The 19809-nt window shown below is 74.6% G+C and carries 13 protein-coding genes; 9 read left to right on the forward strand and 4 right to left on the reverse strand.

Going from position 1 to position 19809, the window contains the following annotated elements:
* Window positions 1-138 precede the first annotated feature (138 nt).
* Complete coding sequence (locus CCE02nite_RS14775) at window positions 139-2352, reverse strand: carbohydrate-binding module family 20 domain-containing protein (protein ID WP_141390372.1); 2214 nt, start codon at window positions 2350-2352, stop codon at window positions 139-141.
* 306 nt (window positions 2353-2658) lie between these two features.
* Between CCE02nite_RS14775 and CCE02nite_RS14780 the strand changes: the two genes are divergently transcribed.
* Window positions 2659-2877 (forward strand): PLD nuclease N-terminal domain-containing protein, encoded by a 219-nt coding sequence (locus CCE02nite_RS14780; RefSeq protein WP_141390373.1) that lies wholly within the window; start codon window positions 2659-2661, stop codon window positions 2875-2877.
* 6 nt (window positions 2878-2883) lie between these two features.
* Here CCE02nite_RS14780 and mfd read toward each other — a convergent pair whose 3' ends face one another.
* Entirely contained in the window at window positions 2884-6636 is a 3753-nt protein-coding gene (mfd, locus tag CCE02nite_RS14785) for a transcription-repair coupling factor (RefSeq protein ID WP_141390374.1), read from the reverse strand.
* A 302-nt stretch (window positions 6637-6938) separates the two neighbouring features.
* Here mfd and CCE02nite_RS14790 point away from each other — a divergent pair, with 302 nt between their 5' ends.
* Complete coding sequence (locus CCE02nite_RS14790) at window positions 6939-7655, forward strand: phosphatase PAP2 family protein (protein ID WP_141390375.1); 717 nt, start codon at window positions 6939-6941, stop codon at window positions 7653-7655.
* Here CCE02nite_RS14790 and CCE02nite_RS14795 read toward each other — a convergent pair.
* Window positions 7606-8802 (reverse strand): glycosyltransferase family 4 protein, encoded by a 1197-nt coding sequence (locus CCE02nite_RS14795; protein ID WP_141390376.1) that lies wholly within the window; start codon window positions 8800-8802, stop codon window positions 7606-7608. The genes CCE02nite_RS14790 and CCE02nite_RS14795 overlap by 50 nt on opposite strands.
* Window positions 8803-8981: 179 nt before the next feature.
* Between CCE02nite_RS14795 and CCE02nite_RS14800 the strand changes: the two genes are divergently transcribed.
* Window positions 8982-10058 (forward strand): glycosyltransferase family 4 protein, encoded by a 1077-nt coding sequence (locus tag CCE02nite_RS14800; RefSeq protein ID WP_141390377.1) that lies wholly within the window; start codon window positions 8982-8984, stop codon window positions 10056-10058.
* 26 nt (window positions 10059-10084) lie between these two features.
* Here the strand turns inward: CCE02nite_RS14800 and CCE02nite_RS14805 are convergent, their stop codons facing one another.
* Window positions 10085-13462, reverse strand: a complete 3378-nt coding sequence (locus CCE02nite_RS14805; protein WP_141390378.1) for a hypothetical protein — start codon at window positions 13460-13462, stop codon at window positions 10085-10087.
* A gap of 174 nt (window positions 13463-13636) precedes the next feature.
* Between CCE02nite_RS14805 and CCE02nite_RS14810 the strand changes: the two genes are divergently transcribed.
* The 6 genes from CCE02nite_RS14810 to CCE02nite_RS14830 are packed head-to-tail and all read left to right on the forward strand — an operon-like array spanning window position 13637 to window position 19804.
* Window positions 13637-14851, forward strand: a complete 1215-nt coding sequence (locus CCE02nite_RS14810) for an ABC transporter ATP-binding protein (RefSeq protein ID WP_052877748.1) — start codon at window positions 13637-13639, stop codon at window positions 14849-14851.
* Window position 14852: 1 nt separating this feature from the next.
* The gene (locus tag CCE02nite_RS14815; RefSeq protein WP_141390379.1) at window positions 14853-15683 is read left to right on the forward strand and encodes an ABC transporter permease; all 831 of its coding nucleotides are present in this window, start codon (window positions 14853-14855) and stop codon (window positions 15681-15683) included.
* Entirely contained in the window at window positions 15683-16525 is an 843-nt protein-coding gene (locus tag CCE02nite_RS20525; RefSeq protein WP_170227326.1) for a glycosyltransferase family protein, read from the forward strand. Before CCE02nite_RS14815 ends, CCE02nite_RS20525 begins: the two co-directional genes overlap by 1 nt.
* Window positions 16522-17508 (forward strand): glycosyltransferase family 2 protein, encoded by a 987-nt coding sequence (locus tag CCE02nite_RS20530; RefSeq protein WP_170227327.1) that lies wholly within the window; start codon window positions 16522-16524, stop codon window positions 17506-17508. The genes CCE02nite_RS20525 and CCE02nite_RS20530 overlap by 4 nt, the downstream gene beginning before the upstream one ends.
* Window positions 17505-18650: a glycosyltransferase family 4 protein gene (locus CCE02nite_RS14825; protein ID WP_141390381.1), complete on the forward strand. Its 1146-nt coding sequence runs from the start codon at window positions 17505-17507 to the stop codon at window positions 18648-18650. The genes CCE02nite_RS20530 and CCE02nite_RS14825 overlap by 4 nt, the downstream gene beginning before the upstream one ends.
* Window positions 18647-19804 carry a GNAT family N-acetyltransferase gene (locus CCE02nite_RS14830; protein WP_141390382.1) on the forward strand — a complete coding sequence of 386 codons (1158 nt, stop codon included), beginning with the start codon at window positions 18647-18649 and terminating at the stop codon, window positions 19802-19804. Before CCE02nite_RS14825 ends, CCE02nite_RS14830 begins: the two co-directional genes overlap by 4 nt.
* Window positions 19805-19809: the final 5 nt, after the last annotated feature.

Here is a 19809-nt window from a genome sequence, read left to right on the forward strand (position 1 = left end):
CAGGTTCAGACAATGGTTGAACTATTCCCCGCCACCCTCCCTCGGCGGCGGGCGAGAGCCGGCGGCCGACCATCACCACCACGACAGAAGGCCCCGCCCCGGTCTGGGTGAGACCGGGGCGGGGCCGGGAGCGCGAGGTCACGACCTCCAGGTGTCCGACAGCGTCACCGAGCCGTCCGGGCCGACCGTCGCGGTGCGGTTGCCGCCGCTCTCCCAGACGACGTTCCCGCCGCCGTCGCGCTTGACGTACTTGTACGCGAACGTGGTGCCCGCCGGGAGGTCGAGGGTCGCGGTCCAGACGGGGTAGCTCGCGGCGGAGAGCGCGACGCCGTTCGACGGTGCCCAGGACCCCAGCGCCGGGATGCTGCCGACGACGAAGACGCTCTGCCCCCAGGTCGTCGTCGCCGTCACGGAGAACGATGCGTCACCCTGGCCCTCGACGGGCCCCGGCCCCTCGCCGTCGTCCTCGCACGGGTCGCCCGCCGTGACCGTCCCGCCCGCGACCGCGACGGCGGCGCCGCTCAGGGCGTAGTCCTTGCCGCCGTTGCTGTCCCAGGAGCCCGAGCCGTTCGTGAACGCCGCCGTGACGGTCGCGGCGGCACCCGTCGCGCCGCTCGGCAGGGCGATCTCCTTCGAGACCCAGCCGGTGCAGGCCGCGGTCATCGCGACGCCGGGCACGGCGGTCCAGGCGCCCGTGCCGACGCGGTAGTGGACGTGGTACGCGTTCCAGCCCTTGTCGGTCGCGTAGTAGACGGTCGTCGTGCCGCTCGGGTCGACGGGACCGGGACCGCCGGTGCCGCCGTCGTCCACGGCGCCCACGTGCAGCGCGAGCGCCCCGTAGGCCGGGACCGTCGCGGTGAAGGTGCCGGCGCCGGACACGGTGACGGTCCTCGAACAGTCCTTCGACGCCACGACGTCGCAGTACGTGCCGGCGGGGAGCGACGTCTGGTAGGTGCGCGTCACGGCGCTCGCGGAGTTGTTGATCGTCACGTACCCCTTGGCGCCGCGGCCGTACGCGATGTGGTTGTTCCCGTCGTCCCACCAGTTCGTCACCGCGGTCCCGGCGACCTCGTTGTGGAAGCCGACCATGCCCACGATCTCGGTCCAGCGCTGCGTGCAGACCCACGCGCTGCTCGAGCAGCTCGCGTCCGGCACGGACGTCGCGGAGGCACCGGGGGCACCGGCGTCCTTGTCGCTCCACGCGTAGCCCGAGTAGACGCTCGGCGCACCGTAGGGCCACGAGAGCATGAACGCGTTGGCGAGCCGGTACTTGGCGCCCCACTTGTAGTTCATGGTCTCGCCGTTGCGCTCGGTGTCGTGGTTGTCGACGAAGACGCCGGCGCGGTCCGAGGGGAGCTTGTCGTCACCGATGGTGCGCAGGTCCTTGATCTGGCCGTCGAACCGGGACTTGAGCTCGCGCGCGTAGAAGAACTCGTGCGAGTCGCCGGAGCCGAGGTACTCCGAGGGCTGGATCGGCTCGCCGCTCGCGCCGATGACCTCGTGCACCCAGAAGACGTTCGGGTTCGTGAGCCGTGCCTTGATCGCCGCGAGGTCCGCGGCCGGGATGTGCTTCGCGGCGTCGATGCGGAACCCGGCGACGCCGAGGGAGAGGAGGTCGTTGAGATAGCCGGCGATCTTGCCGCGCACGTAGTCGGAGCCCGTCCGCAGGTCCTGGAGCGAGACGAGGCGGCAGTTCTGGACGTTGTACCGGTCGCCGTAGTTGCTGATGTTCGACCGGCAGTCGTTGAAGTCGTTCGGCCCGTACGGGACGCCGGGGAAGCTGTCCACGGAGTAGCCCGTCCCACCCGTGCCCGTGCCGGACCCCGTGTCGGCGCCGGCCGTGTGGTTGACGACGGCGTCGACGACGACGCCGACGCCCGCCGTCCTGCACGTGCTCACCATGTGCTGGAACTCGGCGCGGGTGCCGAGCTTGGACTCGATCTTGTAGCTGACCGGCTGGTAGGAGGTCCACCACGCCGTGCCCTGGATGTGCTCCTGCGGCGGCGAGACCTGGACGTAGCCGAACCCGGCCGGGCCGATGGTGCTCGTGCACTCGGCGGCCACGGAGTCCCACGTCCACTGGAAGAGGTTGAGGATCACGTCGCCCCGACCGTTCGGGGAGTCGACGACGGGCGTCGGCACGGGCGGTGCCGCCGCGGCGGACCCCGCGACCGGCACCGTGGCGGCGAGCGCCGCCCCGAGCGCGAGGGCGGCCGACGCCGCGGCCGCGACGAGTCGCCGCAGGCGGCCGTCCCGGCGGCTCGTGCGCCGGGACGTCCGCCGGGGACCGTGACCGGCGACGGACGGCAGGGTGGGTGCCGGCGGCCCGGCGGGTTCGGTGGTGCGCGTCATTGCTGCTCCTTCGAGGTGCTGCGGCCGACGGCACGCTCGGCATCGAGCGCGGGAGGGCCACGCGGTGCTGACCACGCCCCGGGGTGTCGGGCGCGCGTCCGGGACTCGGCGGCGTTGCAGAGAGTTTCCGGATGTTGCAGCAACCTTACAGAGAACGGTGCACGCTGTCACGACCCCATGAGGCACTCGCTCGCCGTGTTCCGCCGCTCCGGCTCCCGCCGACCACTGCCGGCCCGCGGGCCGTGCGTCGTGGGCCCCGACGGCATAGCGTCGAGCCGTACGCACACCACGGGAGGAGACGACGACATGGGGACCAAGCGCCGCTGGAAGGACCTGACCACGGGTCAGAAGATCGCCGTCGGGGTCGTGGGCGCGGCGCAGGTCACGCTCACCGCCGCGGCGTACCGCGACCTGCTGCGCCGCCCGGCGGAGCAGGTGAACGGCACCAAGCTCGCGTGGGGCCTGGCGCTGCTCGTCAACTGGGTCGGCCCCATCGCCTACTTCCTCGACGGCCGCAAGAGCTGACGCCGGTCAGCGCGCGCCCGACGACGTCCCGACGGCAGCGGCGGCGCTCACCTCGCCGACGATCACGGCGTCGATGAGCTGGCGCGCCCAGGTGAGCACCTCGGCCCCGCGCAGCGGCCGGCCGCCGATGCGCGCCGTCGTCGGGTACGGGACGAGGAACGCGCGGATCGCGGGCTTGAGGAGCGTGCCCGGGTACAGGCGCTTGAGCCGGAGCTGAGCGGACTCGGCGAGGTCGACCGGCGCGAACCGGACGAACTTGCCCTGCGCCGTGACGTCCGTGAGCCCCGCGCGGCGCGCGTGGTTGCGGAAGTCCGCGACGTCGAACAGCGCGGACGCGACGTCGGGCAGCGCGCCGTACCGGTCGACGAGCTCGGCCCGCACCTCGGCGAGCTCGGGCGCGTCGGTCGCGGCGGCGATCTTCTTGTACGCCTCGAGCCGCAGCCGCTCGGTCGCGATGTACGACTCGGGCAGGTGCGCGTCGACCGGGAGCTCGATGGAGATCTCGGGCTGCTCCTCCGGCCCGTCGCCCCGGTAGTTCGCGACGGCCTCGCCCACCATCCGGACATAGAGGTCGAACCCGACGCCCGCGATGTGCCCGGACTGCTCGCCGCCGAGCAGGTTGCCCGCGCCGCGGATCTCGAGGTCCTTCATCGCGACCTGCATGCCGGCGCCGAGGTCGGTGTGGGCCGCGATGGTCGCGAGGCGGTCGTGCGCCGTCTCGGTGAGGGGACGCTCGGGCGGGTAGAGGAAGTACGCGTACGCGCGCTCGCGGCCACGGCCCACGCGGCCCCGGAGCTGGTGGAGCTGGGACAGGCCGAGCATGTCCGCGCGCTCGAGGATGAGCGTGTTCGCGTTGGAGATGTCCAGGCCGGTCTCGATGATCGTCGTGCAGACGAGGACGTCGAGCTCCTTCTCCCAGAACGCCCGGATCACCTGGTCGAGCTGGTGCTCGTTCATCTTGCCGTGGGCCACGCCCACGCGGGCCTCGGGCACGAGCTCGCGCAGCCGCGACGCGGTGCGGTCGATCGTCTCGACCTTGTTGTGCACGTAGAACACCTGGCCCTCGCGCAGCAGCTCGCGGCGCAGCGCGGCGGCGATCTGCTTCTCCTCGTACGCGCCCACGTAGGTGAGGACGGGGTGCCGCTCCTCGGGCGGCGTCGCGAGCGTCGACATCTCGCGGATGCCGGTGACCGCCATCTCGAGCGTGCGCGGGATCGGGGTCGCCGACATGGCGAGCACGTCCACGTTGGTGCGCAGCTGCTTGAGCGTCTCCTTGTGCTCGACGCCGAACCGCTGCTCCTCGTCGATGATGACGAGACCGAGGTCCTTGAACCGGATGCTGCCCGTGATGAGCCGGTGCGTGCCGATGACGACGTCGACCTTCCCCAGCCGCAGGCCCTCGATCGTCTCCTCGGACTCCTTGGCCGTCTGGAAGCGCGAGAGCGCCCTCACCGTGACGGGGAAGCCCGCGTACCGCTCGGAGAACGTCTCGAGGTGCTGCTGGACCAGGAGCGTCGTCGGCACGAGCACCGCGACCTGCTTGCCGTCCTGGACGGCCTTGAACGCCGCGCGGATCGCGATCTCGGTCTTGCCGTAGCCGACGTCGCCGCACACGAGCCGGTCCATGGGGACCGTCTTCTCCATGTCCGCCTTGACCTCGTCGATCGTCGCGAGCTGGTCCGGCGTCTCGACGTACGCGAACGCGTCCTCGAGCTCGCGCTGCCACGGCGTGTCGGCGCCGAACGCGTGCCCCTGCGTCGCCATGCGCGCCGAGTACAGGCGGATGAGCTCGCCCGCGATCTCCTTGACGTGCTTGCGCGCGCGGGTCTTCGTCTTGGCCCAGTCGGCCCCGCCCATCTTGTTGAGGCTGGGGGACTCGCCGCCCGTGTACTTGGTGACCTGGTCGAGCTGGTCCATGGGGACGAACAGGCGGTCGCCCGGCTGGCCCCGCTTCGACGACGCGTACTCGATGACGAGGTACTCGCGCGTCGCCGCGTTGCCGCCCGTGCCGAGCGTGCGCTGCACGAGCTCGACGAACCGCCCCACGCCGTGCTGCTCGTGCACGACGAAGTCGCCTGCCTTGAGCTGGAGCGGGTCGACGACGTTGCGCCGCCGGCTCGGCATCTTGCGCATGTCGCGCGTGCTCGTGCCCGCGCGGCCCGTGAGGTCGGCCTCGGAGAAGACGGCGAGGCGCAGCTCCGGCGCGACGAAGCCCTTGCCCACCATCGCCGGGGTCACGAGGACGATGCCGCCCTCGGGCTCGTCGTCGAGGCGCGGCACGAGGCGGGCGGGCGTGTCGACGGCCCCGAGCTGCTCGACCATGCGCTTGGCGGGCCCGTGGCCCTCGGTCGTCAGCACGAGGCGCCAGCCCGCGTGCTGGAGGCCGCGCACGTCGTCCAGCGCGCGCGAGACGTCGCCGCGGTAGGACTCGACGTCGCGCGCGCCGAGCGTGAACGTCGGGACGCCGTCCGCGCTCTCGCCCACGTGCGCGGCCGTGGTGCCCGACGACGCGCCCGCGCCGTCGACGGCCCGCGCACCGGCGGCGGAAGCCTCGCCCGTCGGGAGGTCGAGGTCCGGGTTGTCGAGCGCGAACGAGGACAGCGTCCACCACCCCAGGCCGCGGCGCTGCGCGACGGCGCGGACCTCGGCGAAGGTCTCGAACGACGCCGCCGACAGGTCGAGGGGCGACGCACCGCCCGCCACCGCGCCCGTCCACGCCGCCGCGAGGAACTCCTCGGTCGTCGCGACGAGGTCGTGCGCGCGGCGGCGCACGCGCTCGGCGTCGTCCAGCACGAGGAGCGCGTCGTCGGGGACGAGCTCGAGCACGGGGACCATGCGGTCCACGAGGACCGGCGCGAGCGACTCCATGCCCTCGACCGCGACGCCCGCGGCCAGCCTGTCGAGCATCTCGACCGCGCCCGGCAGCTGCTCGACGAGCGCCGCCGCGCGCGCCCGCACCGACTCGGTGAGCAGGATCTCGCGGCACGGCGGCGCCCACAGCCCGTGCTCGGCGATCTCGAGGCTGCGCTGGTCCGCGACCGCGAACCAGCGGATCTCCGACACCTCGTCGCCCCAGAACTCCACGCGCAGCGGGTGGTCCTCGGTGGGCGGGAACACGTCGAGGATGCCGCCGCGCACCGCGAACTCGCCGCGGCGCTCGACCATGTCCACGCGCGTGTACGCGGCCGCGACGAGCCGCTCCGCGACGTCGGTCAGGTCCGCCGTCGAGCCGGCGTGCAGCTCGACCGGCTCGAGCTCGCCCAGCCCGTCCACGACCGGCTGGAGGAGCGCACGCACCGGCATGACGAGCACGCGGACGGGCCCCGACGGCCCGACCTCCGGGTCCGGGTGCGCGAGGCGGCGGAACACGGCGATGCGCTTGGCGACCGTGTCCGCCCGCGGGCTCAGCCGCTCGTGCGGGAGCGTCTCCCAGCTCGGCAGCACCGCGACCACGTCGGCCAGCTCGTCCGGCAGGTACGCCCGGACGCTCGCCGCGAGCTCGTCCGCGTCTCGCCCGGTCGCCGTCACGACCACGAGAGGGCGCGAGCCCGGGGCCCACGCGGCGCCTCCCACCGTGCCGTCGGACGCCGTGCCCTCGACCGGGCCCGTGGCCCGTGCCCCGGCCATCGCGGCGAGCAGCGGCGGGCGCGCGCCGGCCGGGCCGACCACGTCCGCCTCGCCGCGGGCGCGCACGTGCTCGACCGCCGCCGCCGCGGCGGGGTCGGCGAGGAGCGCGGGCAGGATGCCGGTGAGGTTCATGCGGTGGGGTCCCTCCGAGGACGGTGGTCGGGAGCGTCGGCGGCCGCGCGCGGGGCGGGCCCGGGTCGAGGACGGTGCCGGGGCTGGCTGAGGACACGACGGGGCAGCACGAACGGCCCGGACCGAGGCTCACCGAGGGTGAGCGGGTCCGGGCTGACGTCGTGCGGGACGACGGATCCCAGCGTACGCCTCGGCGCCCACACGTCGACCGGCGGCGGCGGGACGGGCAGGCGGCGTTTTCACCCGGCGTCACCCGCTCGCGACCGGTGACACGGTCCCCGCTGCTCCGTCATGCTCGGGGCGTGTCCACGTCTGCGGCGCCGGCCTCCGTGCCGGCCCGGCCCCGCTCCGCCGCGCTCCTGGTGGTGCTCGTGCTGCTCGTCGCGGCCTTCGTCGCGCTCTGGGCCGCCTCGCACCTCACCGTCGCGGGCCAGCAGGCCGACGCCGGGGCGTTCCGGACCCTCGCTCCCCTGCACGACGCCGGCCGCGACCTCGCGGGGGCGCTGCGCCGGGGTCTCCCCGTGGCGTGCGCGGCCGTCGTCGCCGTCCTGGGCGTGGTCGCGCTCGTGCGCCGCGCGTGGCGCGACCTCCTCGCCGCGGTCGTCGTCGTGCTCGGGACGGTCGGGATCGCGCTCGGGCTCCGCGAGGTCCTCGTACGGCCCGACCTCGGGGGCTACGGCTACGCCCACCAGACCTTCCCGAGCGGGCACGTCGCCGTGGTCGGCGGCCTGTGCGTCGCGATCTGGCTGCTGTGGCCGTGGCCGGCGTCGCGGACGGCCGCGGGCTGGGCCGGGCTCGGCGTGACGGCGGTCGCCGCCCTCGCCTCCGTCGTGACGTACGCGCACCGGCCGAGCGACGTCGTCGGCTCGCTGCTCGTCGCGGTGGCCGTCACGGTGGCCGTCGTGTGGCTGCTCGACGTCCCGCGGGGAGCCCGCACGGCCGACGCGCCCCCGGCGGCGCCTCCCGCCGTCACCGACGGGACGCCCCGGCCTCCCCGGGTCGGCGACCCCTCGGCCTGACCGCGGGGAGCCCCGCGTAGAGGTCCTCGTACCGGTCGACGACGCGCTCCCACGTGAAGTCCTCGACCCGCCGACGGCCGGCGGCCCCGACCCGCTCCGCGCGCTCCGGGTCGTCGAGCAGGCCGAGCACGGCAGCCGCCAGCGCCTGCGTGTCCTGCGGGTCCACGAGCACGCCGTCGACGCCGTCGGTGACGATCTCCGGCGGCCCGCCCCGCACGGTCGCCACGAGCGGCCGGCCCGACCGCCACGCCTCGAGGACGACGAGCGGGGCGGCGTCCGCGCGGCTCGGCACGACGACCACGTCCGCGGCCGCGAGGCGCGCCGCGACCTCGGGCGGGTCCAGCCGCCCGGGGAGCTCGACGCGGTCCGTCAGCCCCGCCGACGCGACCCGGCGGCGCAGCGCGGCCGCCTCGCCCCCGTCGCCGACGACGACGAGCCGCGCCCGGTCGCGCAACGGCGACGACGCGAACGCGTCCACGAGCAGGTCGAACCCCTTGACGTGCTCGATCCGCCCCACCGCGACGACCACGGGCTCGCGCACCGAGCCCGACTGCGTGGGCTCCCCCGCCGCGTCGTGCCCGGCGAGGTCGACGCCGTTCGGGACGACGACGGCGTCCGGCGCCCCGAAGCGGACCAGGTCGTCGGCGACGACGCGCGAGCACCCCGTCACCGCGCCCGCGACACCGATCGAGCGCTCGAGCGCCGCGCGCAGCAGCCGCGAGTGCTCGAACACCGCGTGGTCGTCCGCGAAGGTCTCCCCGTGGGAGCTGACCACGAGCGGCGTGCGCGTGAGCGTGCGCATCCCGAGGGCGTACGCGCCGTTCGGGCCGAAGCACTGCACGTGCAGCACGTCGGGCCGGAACGCCCGGAACGCCCGGCCCCAGGCGAGCGCGGCCCCCGGCGCGGCGAGGGCGAACCGGGCGACGTCGCCGGGCCGGCTCGACGGCTGCGGGGTCGGCAGGTAGCGCACGAGGACGCCGTCGACGCGCCGGGTCCCCAGGTGCTCGCCGCGGTCCACGGTCCAGACCTCGACCTGCGTGCCGCGCGTCGCGAGGACGCGCGCGACGTGGCGCACGTGCGACTCGACGCCCCCCGTGTGCGGGTCGAACGAGCTCGCGACCAGCGCCACCCGACGACGCCCTGCCATGCGTCCCTCACCCTCTCGCGGGACGTCCCGCGCCTGGTCCACGATCACCCGCTCATCACCCGCTCCCGCAGGTCCGACGGGGCGTCGGCGCCACTAGAGTGGGCCACTCTACCGACCGCTCCGGTCGTCCCGACCGTGCCGCACCCGCCACGCACCACGCCCCGAGGGGGACCCTCCCGATGCCGCAGCTCGTCGTCGCGACCGTCGCGGTCGAGGTCCCGATGGGGGCCCAGGTGTACCAGGAGGAGGTCGCGGCGCGCGCGGCGGGGGCGCTCGCGGACGGTTCCGCCGGTGCGACCGGCCCGTGGTCCGTCGACCGCGCCGTCTTCCGCTCGCTGCGCTCCCCGCTCGCCGGGACCCACCGGCTCCCGCTCGGACGCCTCGGCTCCGCGAGCCCCGCGGTGCGCCGGGCCGTCGGCCGCGCGGTCTACCCGCGCGGCGCCGTCGTGCACCGCGTGGGGCTGGACCTGCCGCCGCACCCGACGCGCGACGTCGTCGCCGTGCAGGACGTCGTGTCGTGGCGCTACGACGACGAGTCCGCACCGGTGCGCGCGGCCGCGGCGGAGGTCCGCCGCGCGGCGGCCGTGGTGTGCGTGTCGGAGTTCAGCGCGGACGAGGCGGCCGACGTCCTCGGGCTCGCCGAGCGGCCCGCCGTGGCCTACAACGGCGTCGACCCGGTCTACTTCTCCGCCGAGCCGCTCCCTCGCGAGCGTCTCGCGGCGCTGGGGGTGGACGGCCCCTACGTGCTGCACGCGGGCGGCGCGTCGCGGCGCAAGAACCTCGAGGAGCTCGCGGTCGCGTGGACCGCCGTCCGCTCCGCGCGCCCCGACCTCACGCTCGTCATGAGCGGGCCGCCGCACCCGCGGCGCACCGCGCTGTTCGCGGACCTCCCCGGCACGCGGCTCGTCGGTCGGCTGCCGGGCGAGCTGATGCCGGGGCTCGTCGCAGGCGCGGCGGCCGTGGCCGTGCCGTCGCGCTACGAGGGGTTCGGGCTGCCCGCCCTCGAGGCGATGGCCGCCGGCGTCCCCGTGGTCGCGGCGCGCACCAGCTCGCTCCCCGAGGTCGTGGGCGACGGCGGCGTGCTCGCCGAGCCGGACGGCGCGAGCCTCGCGGAGGCCCTGCTGTGGGTGACGACGCGCGACGCCGAGGTCGAGGCGCTCGTCGGGCGCGGGCGCGAGCGCGCCGCCACGTTCACGTGGGAGCGCAGCGCCGCGCAGCACGCCGCGATCTGGCGCGCGGTCGCCGCGCGCGGCTGACCGCGCCCACGCCCCGGTGACGGCGCTCACCCCGCCGGCTCCCACGCCTGGACCGCGCTGATCGTCGCGATCCACTCGCTCTCCGTCGCGAGCGGGATGAAGTCGGGGTGCAGCCCGCCGACGATCCCCGTGTAGTTCGCCGCGAGCACGGGCACGTCGCGCTCGGTCGTCATCGGGAGCGTCACCCGCACGGCCGTGACCTCGACGGGCTCGAACGTGAAGAGCGCGACGCGGTCGAGGAGCTGGTCGGTCTGCTGCGCGACGTCGTGCCAGTCGCCGTCGGGCGTCCGCACGGAGACGGTGTAGTCGCGCAGTCCCGACGTGCAGCACCGGATGCCGGCCGTCGCGACGGCGACGCGGTCGATCGTGCGCGGGCCGTCGGTGGCGACCTCGACGCCGGGGGTCTCGTCGACCGACCCGTCGGCCAGGCGCCCCGACCGCCACGGCTCGCGCACGGCGAAGGTCCCCGACGTCACGACGTCGGGACCGCTCGCGTCCTCGTGGGTCGACGTCGCGGTCACCGGCCGACCCTCGAGCACGTCGCCGCCGAACGGCTCGACGGGAGCGACCTCGAGGGCCGTGCCCGCGGGCGCGACGAGCAGCACGGGCGCGCCGTTCACCGGGACCTCGACGCCCCCGGAGGGGACCTCCAGGCCGCGCTCGGCGCCGTACGGGTCGCGCGCGGTCACGGTGACCGCACCGCCCGGCGCCGTCAGCCGCACGGTGGTGGACAGGTCCTCGCTCCACAGGGCGAGCAGCTCGGCGCCCTCGACCTCGCCCGTCCCGGGCGCGCGCACGGCGTGGACCCCGGGCGTCCCCGTCTCGACCGCCTCGGGCGGCCCGAACCCGTCGAGGAACGCCGCGCTCGCCGCGAAGGCGGCGCCGGCGGGTTTCACGTACTGCCCGTACTGGAGCAGCGACCACGAGTTCCCCGCCTCGCCGAACCCGCCCTCGGAGAAGAAGTACGTCCACTCGTCGACGCCCTCGAGCCCGTACCAGAGGAGCTTGCGCACGACGTCGGACCCGCCCGCCCAGAAGTTCGCGACGCCGTCGGACCACCACCCGGTCTCGGTGTCCCACACGGGAACGTCCCCGCACGGACCGATCGCCTCGCGCAGCCGGTCCAGCTCGGCGCCGTCCGCGGAGAACCCCTCCTCCTCCCACGACCGGTTGAACCCGGTGTAGGGGTGGATCCCGACGACGTCGAGCGAGTCGCAGCCGCCCGCCGCGACCAGGTCGGCCCACCACGCGGGCTCGATGCCGAGCGTGTTGCCGCCGACCACGACGACGTCGGCCGACGCGTCGCGAGCGCCCGCCGCGAACGGCGCGCCGACCTCCTCCTCGTACGCGGCCGCGTCCTCGTAGCCCGTGTTGTTGGGCTCGTTCCACGGCTGCCAGTAGCGGACCTGCGGCGCGTGCTCGTGGACGGCGGAGACGATCTCGCGCGCCCAGCCCTCCCAGGTCCCGGCCTCCACCGCGGCCTGCTCCGCCTCGCCCCCCGAGCCGAGCTGGAGCGTGAGGACCACGCCCGTCTCCTCGGCGAGCTCGGCGGCGGCCGCGAGCTCGGTGAACGGGTCGACGTCGGCGGGCTCCTCGCCCTCCTCCTCGTCGGGCGCGAACGCCGCGTTCGGCAGCGAGTCCCAGACGAGCGCGGCGGCGTCCGGCTCGGCGGTCGGGTCGGGCACGATCGCCCCGAAGTCGAGCTGCGTGCGGTGGCTGCCCACGCCGAGCTGCTCGGCGAGCTGCACGCCGCGCAGCGGGCCGGCGCCGCCCCAGTCCGCGCCGTCCGCGAGCGCCGCCGGGTCGAGCCCGCTGCCCGCGGCGGCCACGGTGTAGCGCAGGCACGTCCCCGAGACCGCCTCGCCCGTCGCGGCGTCGACGAGCGCGGCGTCGACCTCGTACACCCCCGGCCGGGTCGGCGGCAGGTCGAGCGGGACCTCCCCACCCTCGGCGGGGAGATCGACGACGGTCTCCTCGCCGATCACGGGGTCCCACACGCGCGGGTCGCCGCGCACCTGGTACCGCAGGCGGTACGTCCCGGCCGCGGCGCCCCATGCCTCGTCGAACGCGGCGACCACGCGCGGCGCGGTCCCGTCGGGGAAGACGCCGTAGGGCGCGTCCACGAGCAGCCCTGCGCCGAGCCCGAGCCCGCCGAACAGCTCCTCGTTCGCCGCGTTGTACTTCACCGGCGCGCCGAGCTGGTACGCCATGCGGTCGGCCGAGATCTCGGTGAGGGCGAACCCGCCGTCCTCGCCGTGCGTGAGCACGTAGTAGGGCGCGTCCCCGGCCGTGCCGTCGCGCAGCACCGGCGTGCTCTCCCACAGCGCGAACGGCTGCTCGAGGTCCTTGTGCGTGTCCGGCCACACGCCCCGGAACACGCCGTCGCTCCCCCACCACCGGAACCCGAGGTTCTCGTCGGCGACCACGAGGCCGTCGCCCGCCGGCCCCGACGACGGTCCGGTGGTGGCACCCGTCGTGTCGTCGAGCCAGGGCACGCGCGGGACGCCGAACGGTCGCCCGCGCACCCACGAGGCGCCGAGGTGGAGGTCCGGGTCGTCGCCGCCCGGCCCGACGGCGCGCAAGTCGAGCGTGCGGCGCTCGTCGTCGCGCACGTCCGTCTGGACGAGGGCCGTGCCGTCCGGGAGCTGGGCGAGGACCGCGCCGTCGAACGGGGTCTCCGCGAGGAGCTCTCCGTCGCCCGACACCTCGTGCAGGACCTCGCCCGCCTCCTGGACGCCGACGACGGTCCCGCCGTCGTCCGTCCAGCGCACCGTCCCGTACAGGTCGAGCAGGTCGCCCGAGGTGTGCTCCCCCTCGGGGATCGTCGTCGCCCACGTCGTGGTGCCGTCCGGCGCGACCTTGAGCAGGTCGCGCCGGTGCATGAGGGTGTCGAGCAGGTAGACGCTCCCGTCGGGGTCGGCCTCGAAGGAGTCGGTCCGGAACGTCTCGCTCGCGCCGTCCCAGTCGAGCTCGACCGGCGTCGTCGCCTCCACGTCCCCGGTCGCGAGGTCGTAGCGCGTCACGGTGTACGTCGCCTCGCGGTCCCACTCCAGCACGTATGCGGCGCCGTCGAGCACACGGAACGTGACGAGCTCGCCGTCGTCGAGCGTCACGACGTCGTCGACGACCGTGCGGATCCCGTCCAGCGCCTCGGTGTCGACGCCGTCGTCGGTCACCTGCTCGAGGCGGGGGAACCCGCACAGGGGCAGCGCGCCCGCCTGCGTGACGGGTGCCGCCGCGGGGACCGGGGACGCGGTGAACGGCTGCGCGCCCGGTGCGGTCCCCGTCCCGGTGCCGCCGATCACGACGGCGGCCACCACCCCGAGGACCGCGGCGACGACGCCGCCGACCACCGTGGGGTCCGCGCCGCCCGGTGACCCCTTGCCGTCTTCGTCCGAAGCCATCTCGTCGCCCTGCCGTCGTCGGGCCCGGCACTGGTGCCGCTCCCGCGATCGTAGGACCGTACCCCGCCGTCACAGGGCGCCCGGGAGCACTTTCACCCGCGTTCGTCCGGTTCTGGGCTCGATTCACCCGATCGACCCGGCCCTGGGCGCCAGGAGGGCGACTATCTTTCATCTGTGCAGGCGACCACGGAACCCGCGATCCGCGTCGCCGGGCTGGGCAAGACCTACCGGCTCGGCGCGTTCGGCGAGCGACCGTCCACCGCCGCGGCCGCCGCGATCCAGTGGGTGCGCTCCACCGGCAAGCAGAAGTACACGCTGTTCGACGCGCTCGACGACGTCTCCTTCGAGGTCCCGCAGGGCGAGGCGCTCGGGATCGTCGGTCGCAACGGCGCGGGCAAGTCGACGCTGCTCAAGATCCTCACGCGCGTCACCGCGCCCACGCGCGGGCGCATCGAGCTCACCGGGCGCGTCGGGTCGCTCCTGGAGGTCGGCACGGGGTTCCACCCCGAGCTCACCGGCAAGGAGAACATCTTCCTCAACGGCGCGATCCTCGGCATGACGCGCAAGGAGATCACCAAGCGCTACGACGAGATCGTCGCGTTCTCCGGCATCGAGAAGTTCCTCGCGACGCCGGTCAAGCGCTACTCGTCCGGCATGTACGTGCGCCTCGCCTTCTCCGTCGCGGCCCACCTGGACACCGAGATCCTCGCGATCGACGAGGTGCTCGCCGTCGGCGACGCCGAGTTCCAGCGCCGCTCGATCCAGAAGATGCGCGAGGCCGCCCAGGGCGGCCGCACGGTGCTCTACGTGAGCCACCAGCTTCAGACGGTCCAGGCGCTGTGCACGTCCGCGGTCCTCCTCGACCGCGGGACCCTGAAGTACTCGGGCACGGTCGAGGGCACGCTCCAGGCGTACCGCGACAGCTTCGAGAGCTTCGCGGCGGCGCAGTCCGACCCGAAGAAGCGCCCGGGCAACGGCAAGGTCCGGCTCTCCTCGGTCCGCATGGAGGACGAGTTCGTCAAGTCGTCCCAGGACATCGTCGTCGACTTCGAGGCCCCCGCGAGCAAGAAGCTCGTCGGGACGTACTTCGTCTCGATGCACATCAACAACGACCAGGGGACCGTCATCGCGCAGTGCGACTCGCGCCTCGTCGGGAAGTGGTTCGACCCGGAGCAGCCCCAGAAGGGCCGCCTCGTGGTCCGCGACCTGTGGCTCAAGCCGGGCCAGTACACGGTCGACGTGTACGCGTGCCAGGCCGGCGTGCTCGACGCGTGGGAGGGCGCGTGGCGCTTCGAGGTGCTGCCCGACCTCCCCTACCCGGAGTTCACGGAGGCGTCCAGCACCGAGAAGGGCATGGTCTTCGTGAACTTCGAGTACGAGGGGGCCTGACGTGGAGCAGACCGTGCAGCGCACCGTCATCACGCCGCCAGGGCGCCTCAACCTGCCGTCCTTGCGCGAGCTGTGGAACGCGCGCGAGGTCGCCGTCCGGCTCGCGCTGCGCGACGTCATCGTGCGGTACCGCCAGACGATCTTCGGCATCACGTGGGTCGTCGCGCAGCCGCTCGTCAGCGCCGGCATCTTCACGATCGTCTTCGGGGAGATCGCGGGCCTGTCGACGGGGAAGATCCCCACCTTCCTCTTCACGCTCGCGGGCATGCTGGCCTGGAACCTCTTCAACGGCGCCCTCGGACGCGCGTCCGGCTCGATGGTCGGCAACCAGTCCCTCGTGCAGAAGGTCTTCTTCCCCCGGCTCCTGGTCCCGATCTCGAGCCTCGCCTCCGTCGTGCTCGACTTCCTCGTCGCGCTCGCGCTCGCGGTCGTGCTGCTCTTCGTCTACGGGATCAACCCCGGCTGGGCGGTCCTGCTGCTGCCCGTCTGGGTGCTGCTCATCCTCCTGATCGGTACGGGCATCGGCCTCGCCGCGGCCGCCTACATGGTCAAGTACCGCGACGTCGGCTACGTGCTCCCCTGGCTCGTCCAGATCCTCCTGTACGCGAGCCCGGTCGCCTACGCGCTGTCCTCCGTCCCGGAGAACCTGCGCTGGCTCTTCGACATCAACCCGGTGACGTGGTTCCTCGAGGGCTTCCGCTGGTCCCTGCTCGGCACCGACTTCCCGCCGACGTGGCAGGTCGTGGCGCTCGTGGTCGCCGCCCCCCTGATCTTCCTCGCCGGGACGCTCGTGTTCCAGAAGAACGAGCGCGAGTTCGCGGACTTCATCTGATGCGCGTCTCCGCGTACGTGCTCCTCGCCGACCCGAGCTTCCTGCGCGCGAGCCTGCTCGCGTACTACCACCTCGTCGACCGGGTCGTGCTGTCCTACGACGAGACGAGCACGTCCTGGACGGGCACGCCGCTGCCCGTCGACGAGTGCCTCGCGATCGTCGAGGAGATCGACACGGACGGGAAGTGCGTGCACGCCCCCGGAAGCTTCGCCCGGCTCGACGAGCACCCGCTCGACAACGACACGTACCAGCGCCAGACCGCCCTCGACGCGGCGTCGGAGGGCGCCGACTGGGTGCTCCAGCTCGACACGGACGAGGTCATGCTGGACCCGGCCGCGTTCCGCGCGTCCCTGGACGCCGCCGAGCGGGCGGGGGCGGGCGGGCTCCACTACCCCGCACGCTGGCTCTACTCGCGCGTCGCACCGGGGCGCTACCTCGAGTCGAGCACGCGCCTGGGCCGGCCCGCCGCGTCGTACCCGGGACCGCTGGCGGTGCGCGCCGGCACGACCCTCGTGCACGCCCGCCAGGCCGACGTGCCGCTCTACCGCGTCGACCTGGCGCCGTGGAACACGGACCCGAGCCACCCGCACGACACCGTCGTCCACGAGGTCGTGCGCCCCGACCAGGCCGTGCTCCACTTCTCCTGGGTCCGTCGCCCGGAGGCCATGCGGCAGAAGTTCGGGTGGTCGGGGCACACCGCCCACTACTCGCGCCCGGGCGTCTACGAGTCGTGGGTCGCGCGGTCGCGGCACCCGCGGCGCACCGCGCTGACGTCGCCGTTGCGCCGCAAGGACTGGTTCCGCCTCGTGACCGTCCCCGAGCCGCCAGGAGGCGCGCCGTGAGCCCGACCGTGAGCGTCGTCGTCGTGACGTACGGCCGCCCCGAGAGCGTGCGCGAGTGCCTGGAGCACCTGGAGCGGCTCGACACGCCGCCGCTCGAGGTGGTCGTCGTCGACTCGACCCCCGCGGACACGACGCGGCGCCTCGTCCGCGAGCGGTTCCCCGACGTGCGGCTCCTGCACAGCACGCTCGGGCGCGGCACGACGCCGGAGTCGCGGCAGATGGGCTTCGCCGTCACGCGGGGCGACGTCGTGGCGTTCGTGGACGACGACGCCTACGCGGCGCCGGACTGGCTCGACGAGCTCGTCGCCCCCTACGCAGACCCCGACGTCGTCGCCGTCGGCGGCCGCGCGGACAACGGCATCCCGGGCGAGGAGCACGAGGGGCTGGACCGCATCGGCCGGCTGCTCCCGGACGGCCGCCTCACCGGGAGCTTCGCCGCCGACCCGGGCCGCGTCGTCGAGGTCGACCACCTGCTCGGGGCGAACATGTCGTTCCGCCGCAGCGCCCTGGAAGCGATCGGCGGCATCCGCGGCAACTACCCGGGCACGTGCCTGTGCGAGGAGTCCGACATCTCGCTGCGGCTGCGCGCGACCGGCGGCCGCCTGCTCTACACGCCGCGGGCCGTCGTGCGGCACATGGCCGCGCCGTACGGGATCGGCGGCAAGCGCTTCGACCGGCGCTACCTGTACTACGCACGCCGCAACCACCTCGTCATGCTCGTGCGGAACTTCGGGTGGCGGGACCCGATCGTGCGCCGGTACGCCCGTACGACCGTCCGCGACCAGCGCGACTACCTGCGCACCACCGCGCGGCGCCTCGGGCCGACCAAGTCGGACGGGACGCGCCGGTCCCTGCGCAAGCGGGTCACGGCTCCGGTCGTGCTCACGCGGGCCGTGGCCGAGCTGGTCGGCCTGGCCGCCGGCGTCCCCGCGGCGGTGCGCGCGACACGGCAGGACCGCGCGGACGGGCTCGCGACGCCATGACGCCGGGGGCGGGCAGGCCGCTCGTCCACGCGATCACGCCGGGCGACCACTTCTCCCCGCGGACGGGCAGCGCCGTCCCGACCGTGGTCGACGGGCTCTCCCGGCACCGCCCTGAGCGCAGCCCACGGCCGACGGTCCTCGTCGCGCGCGGGACGTACCCGGACCGCTACACGAGCGCCGACGTCGTCGAGTACGCGCCACGGCGCTCCCGTCGGACCGACCGCTACCTCGACTCGGCGCTCGCGCGCGTCGGCGCACCCCGGGTGGCGGCACGCCGCGCGTTCGCCGCCGTCGTCGGCGGCCAGGACGAGTGGCCGCCGTCGTTCGTGCTCGCCCACAACGCCCCGGCCCTGGTGCCGCTGGTCGACGCGCGGCACGTTCCCGTGCTCTACGCGCACAACCAGGTGCTGCGGACGTACACCGCCCGCGACGCGGGCCGGACGCTCGCGAACGCCCCGGTGGTGTGCGTGAGCGACTTCCTCGCGGAGCAGGTCCGGGCGCGGCTCCCCCGGGACCTCGGCGACCAGGTGTGCACCGTCCGGAACGGGGTGGACCCGACGCTCCTCGACGTCGCGCGCCCGGCCCCCACCGGCGACGGCCTGCACGTCGTGTACGTCGGCCGGGTCATCCCGGACAAGGGCGTGCACGTGCTCCTGGACGCGGTGCGCGCGCTGGACCGCGACGACGTCCGCGTGACCGTCGTCGGACGTCCGGGCTTCGACGCCCGGGACCCGTTGACGCCCTACGAGCAAGAGCTGCGCCGGACCGCGTCCGACCTGCGGTCCCCGGTCCGGTTCGCGTCGTTCCTCGCGCGCGACGCGCTGCCCGCGGTCCTCGCGACCGCCTCGGTGGTCGTGGTCCCCTCCACCTGGCCCGAGCCGTTCGGGCTCACCGCGCTGGAGGGCATGGCGGCCGGCGCCGCCGTCGTCGCGTCCGACGTCGGGGGGCTGCCGGAGGCCGTCGGGGACGGCGGGCTCCTGGTCCCGCCGGGCGACGTCGACCGGCTCGCCGAGGCTCTGGACGGCCTGCGCGACGCGCGGACGCTCGAGCAGGCTCAGACGAGGGCGCGGGCGACCGCGCGGACACGAACGTGGGCGGCGGCAGCGGCCCGTCTCGACGAGGTGCTGGAGGCGTACCGATGACGGTCACCGTGCGGGTCGTCGCGCTCGACGACCTCTCGCCCGCGGACGTCGAGGGCTGGTCCGACCTCGCGTCCCGCGCGGCCGAGCCCAACGCGTTCCTCGACCCGGGCTGGCTCCTGCCCGCGACGCGCTGGTTCCCGGCGGCGCGCGACCTGCGCGTGCTCCTCGCCGAGGACGCCGACCGGGTCCGCATGGTCCTGCCGCTCGGCGTCGAGCGGGGGTTCCACCGGCTACCGGTGTCGTACGCCACGACGGCGACGCCGTACCTGGCCCGGAACGCCTCCGTCTGCGCCCCGCTCGTGGACCGCGACGACACGCGCGGGACGTTCGAGGCCGTGCTCGACGCCGTCGGCCGCCGTCGCAGCGGCCTGCCCGGGCTGCTCGAGCTGACGCTGTTCCCGGACGGCCCCCTCCTGGCCGCGCTCCTCGACGTCGCCGTGGACCGTCGGCTCCCGGTCCTCGAGCGCTACCGGCTGGAGCGCGCGTGCCTCCGGGTACCCGGCGAGGACCCCGTCGCGCACCTGAGCAGACGACGGCGCAAGCACGTCCGGCAGGACGCGGCCGCGCTGGCCGAGCGGCTCGGTGGCGAGCTCACGGTCGTGGACAACGGCGACGACCCGGCGGCAACCGAGCGCCTGCTCGACCTCGAGGCGTCCGGGTGGAAGGGCGACCGGTCGCGCAAGGGCGCCGCGCAGCGCAACAAGCCGCACCAGCTCGGGTGGTTCCAGGAGGCGACCGACGCGATGCGGCGGCGCGGGCGGCTGCACGTCTTCGAGCTCGTGGGCGGCGGGACCACGGTCTACGCGAGCGCGGTGATCCGTTCCGGCGACGGGCTCTTCGGCTACCTCGACACCTACGACGAGGCCTACGCGGACCTGGGGCCGGGCGTGATCGGCCGGGTCATGACCCAGGAGCACGTCGCCGCGCGCGGCGACGTCTCCCTCTTCGACCCGTGCATCCACCCCAAGTTCACCGTCCCGTCGACCCTGTACCCCGGCCGCCGGGACCTCGTCGGGCTCATGGTCGCCGTCCGCGGACCCGTCGCACGCACCTGCGTGGGGACGGCGCCCCGGGTCTCGTCCACCCTGCGGCGCCTGCGGCGTCCGCGTCCCGCGGCGCACGACGCCGTGAGCTCGCCGCCGGGGGGTGGGTGATGGTC

The sequence above is a fragment of the Cellulosimicrobium cellulans genome, assembly GCF_006539945.1.
GTDB classification, from domain to species: domain Bacteria; phylum Actinomycetota; class Actinomycetes; order Actinomycetales; family Cellulomonadaceae; genus Cellulosimicrobium; species Cellulosimicrobium cellulans.

Coding starts and splice junctions, on each gene's coding strand:
- CCE02nite_RS14775 (WP_141390372.1), bottom strand. CDS start 2,352: ATGACGCGCACCACCGAACCCGCCGGGCCGCCGGCACCCACCCTGCCG.
- CCE02nite_RS20525 (WP_170227326.1), top strand. CDS start 15,683: ATGCGCGTCTCCGCGTACGTGCTCCTCGCCGACCCGAGCTTCCTGCGC.
- CCE02nite_RS14795 (WP_141390376.1), bottom strand. CDS start 8,802: ATGGCAGGGCGTCGTCGGGTGGCGCTGGTCGCGAGCTCGTTCGACCCG.
- CCE02nite_RS14830 (WP_141390382.1), top strand. CDS start 18,647: ATGACGGTCACCGTGCGGGTCGTCGCGCTCGACGACCTCTCGCCCGCG.
- CCE02nite_RS14805 (WP_141390378.1), bottom strand. CDS start 13,462: ATGGCTTCGGACGAAGACGGCAAGGGGTCACCGGGCGGCGCGGACCCC.
- mfd (WP_141390374.1), bottom strand. CDS start 6,636: ATGAACCTCACCGGCATCCTGCCCGCGCTCCTCGCCGACCCCGCCGCG.
- CCE02nite_RS14780 (WP_141390373.1), top strand. CDS start 2,659: ATGGGGACCAAGCGCCGCTGGAAGGACCTGACCACGGGTCAGAAGATC.
- CCE02nite_RS14825 (WP_141390381.1), top strand. CDS start 17,505: ATGACGCCGGGGGCGGGCAGGCCGCTCGTCCACGCGATCACGCCGGGC.
- CCE02nite_RS14800 (WP_141390377.1), top strand. CDS start 8,982: ATGCCGCAGCTCGTCGTCGCGACCGTCGCGGTCGAGGTCCCGATGGGG.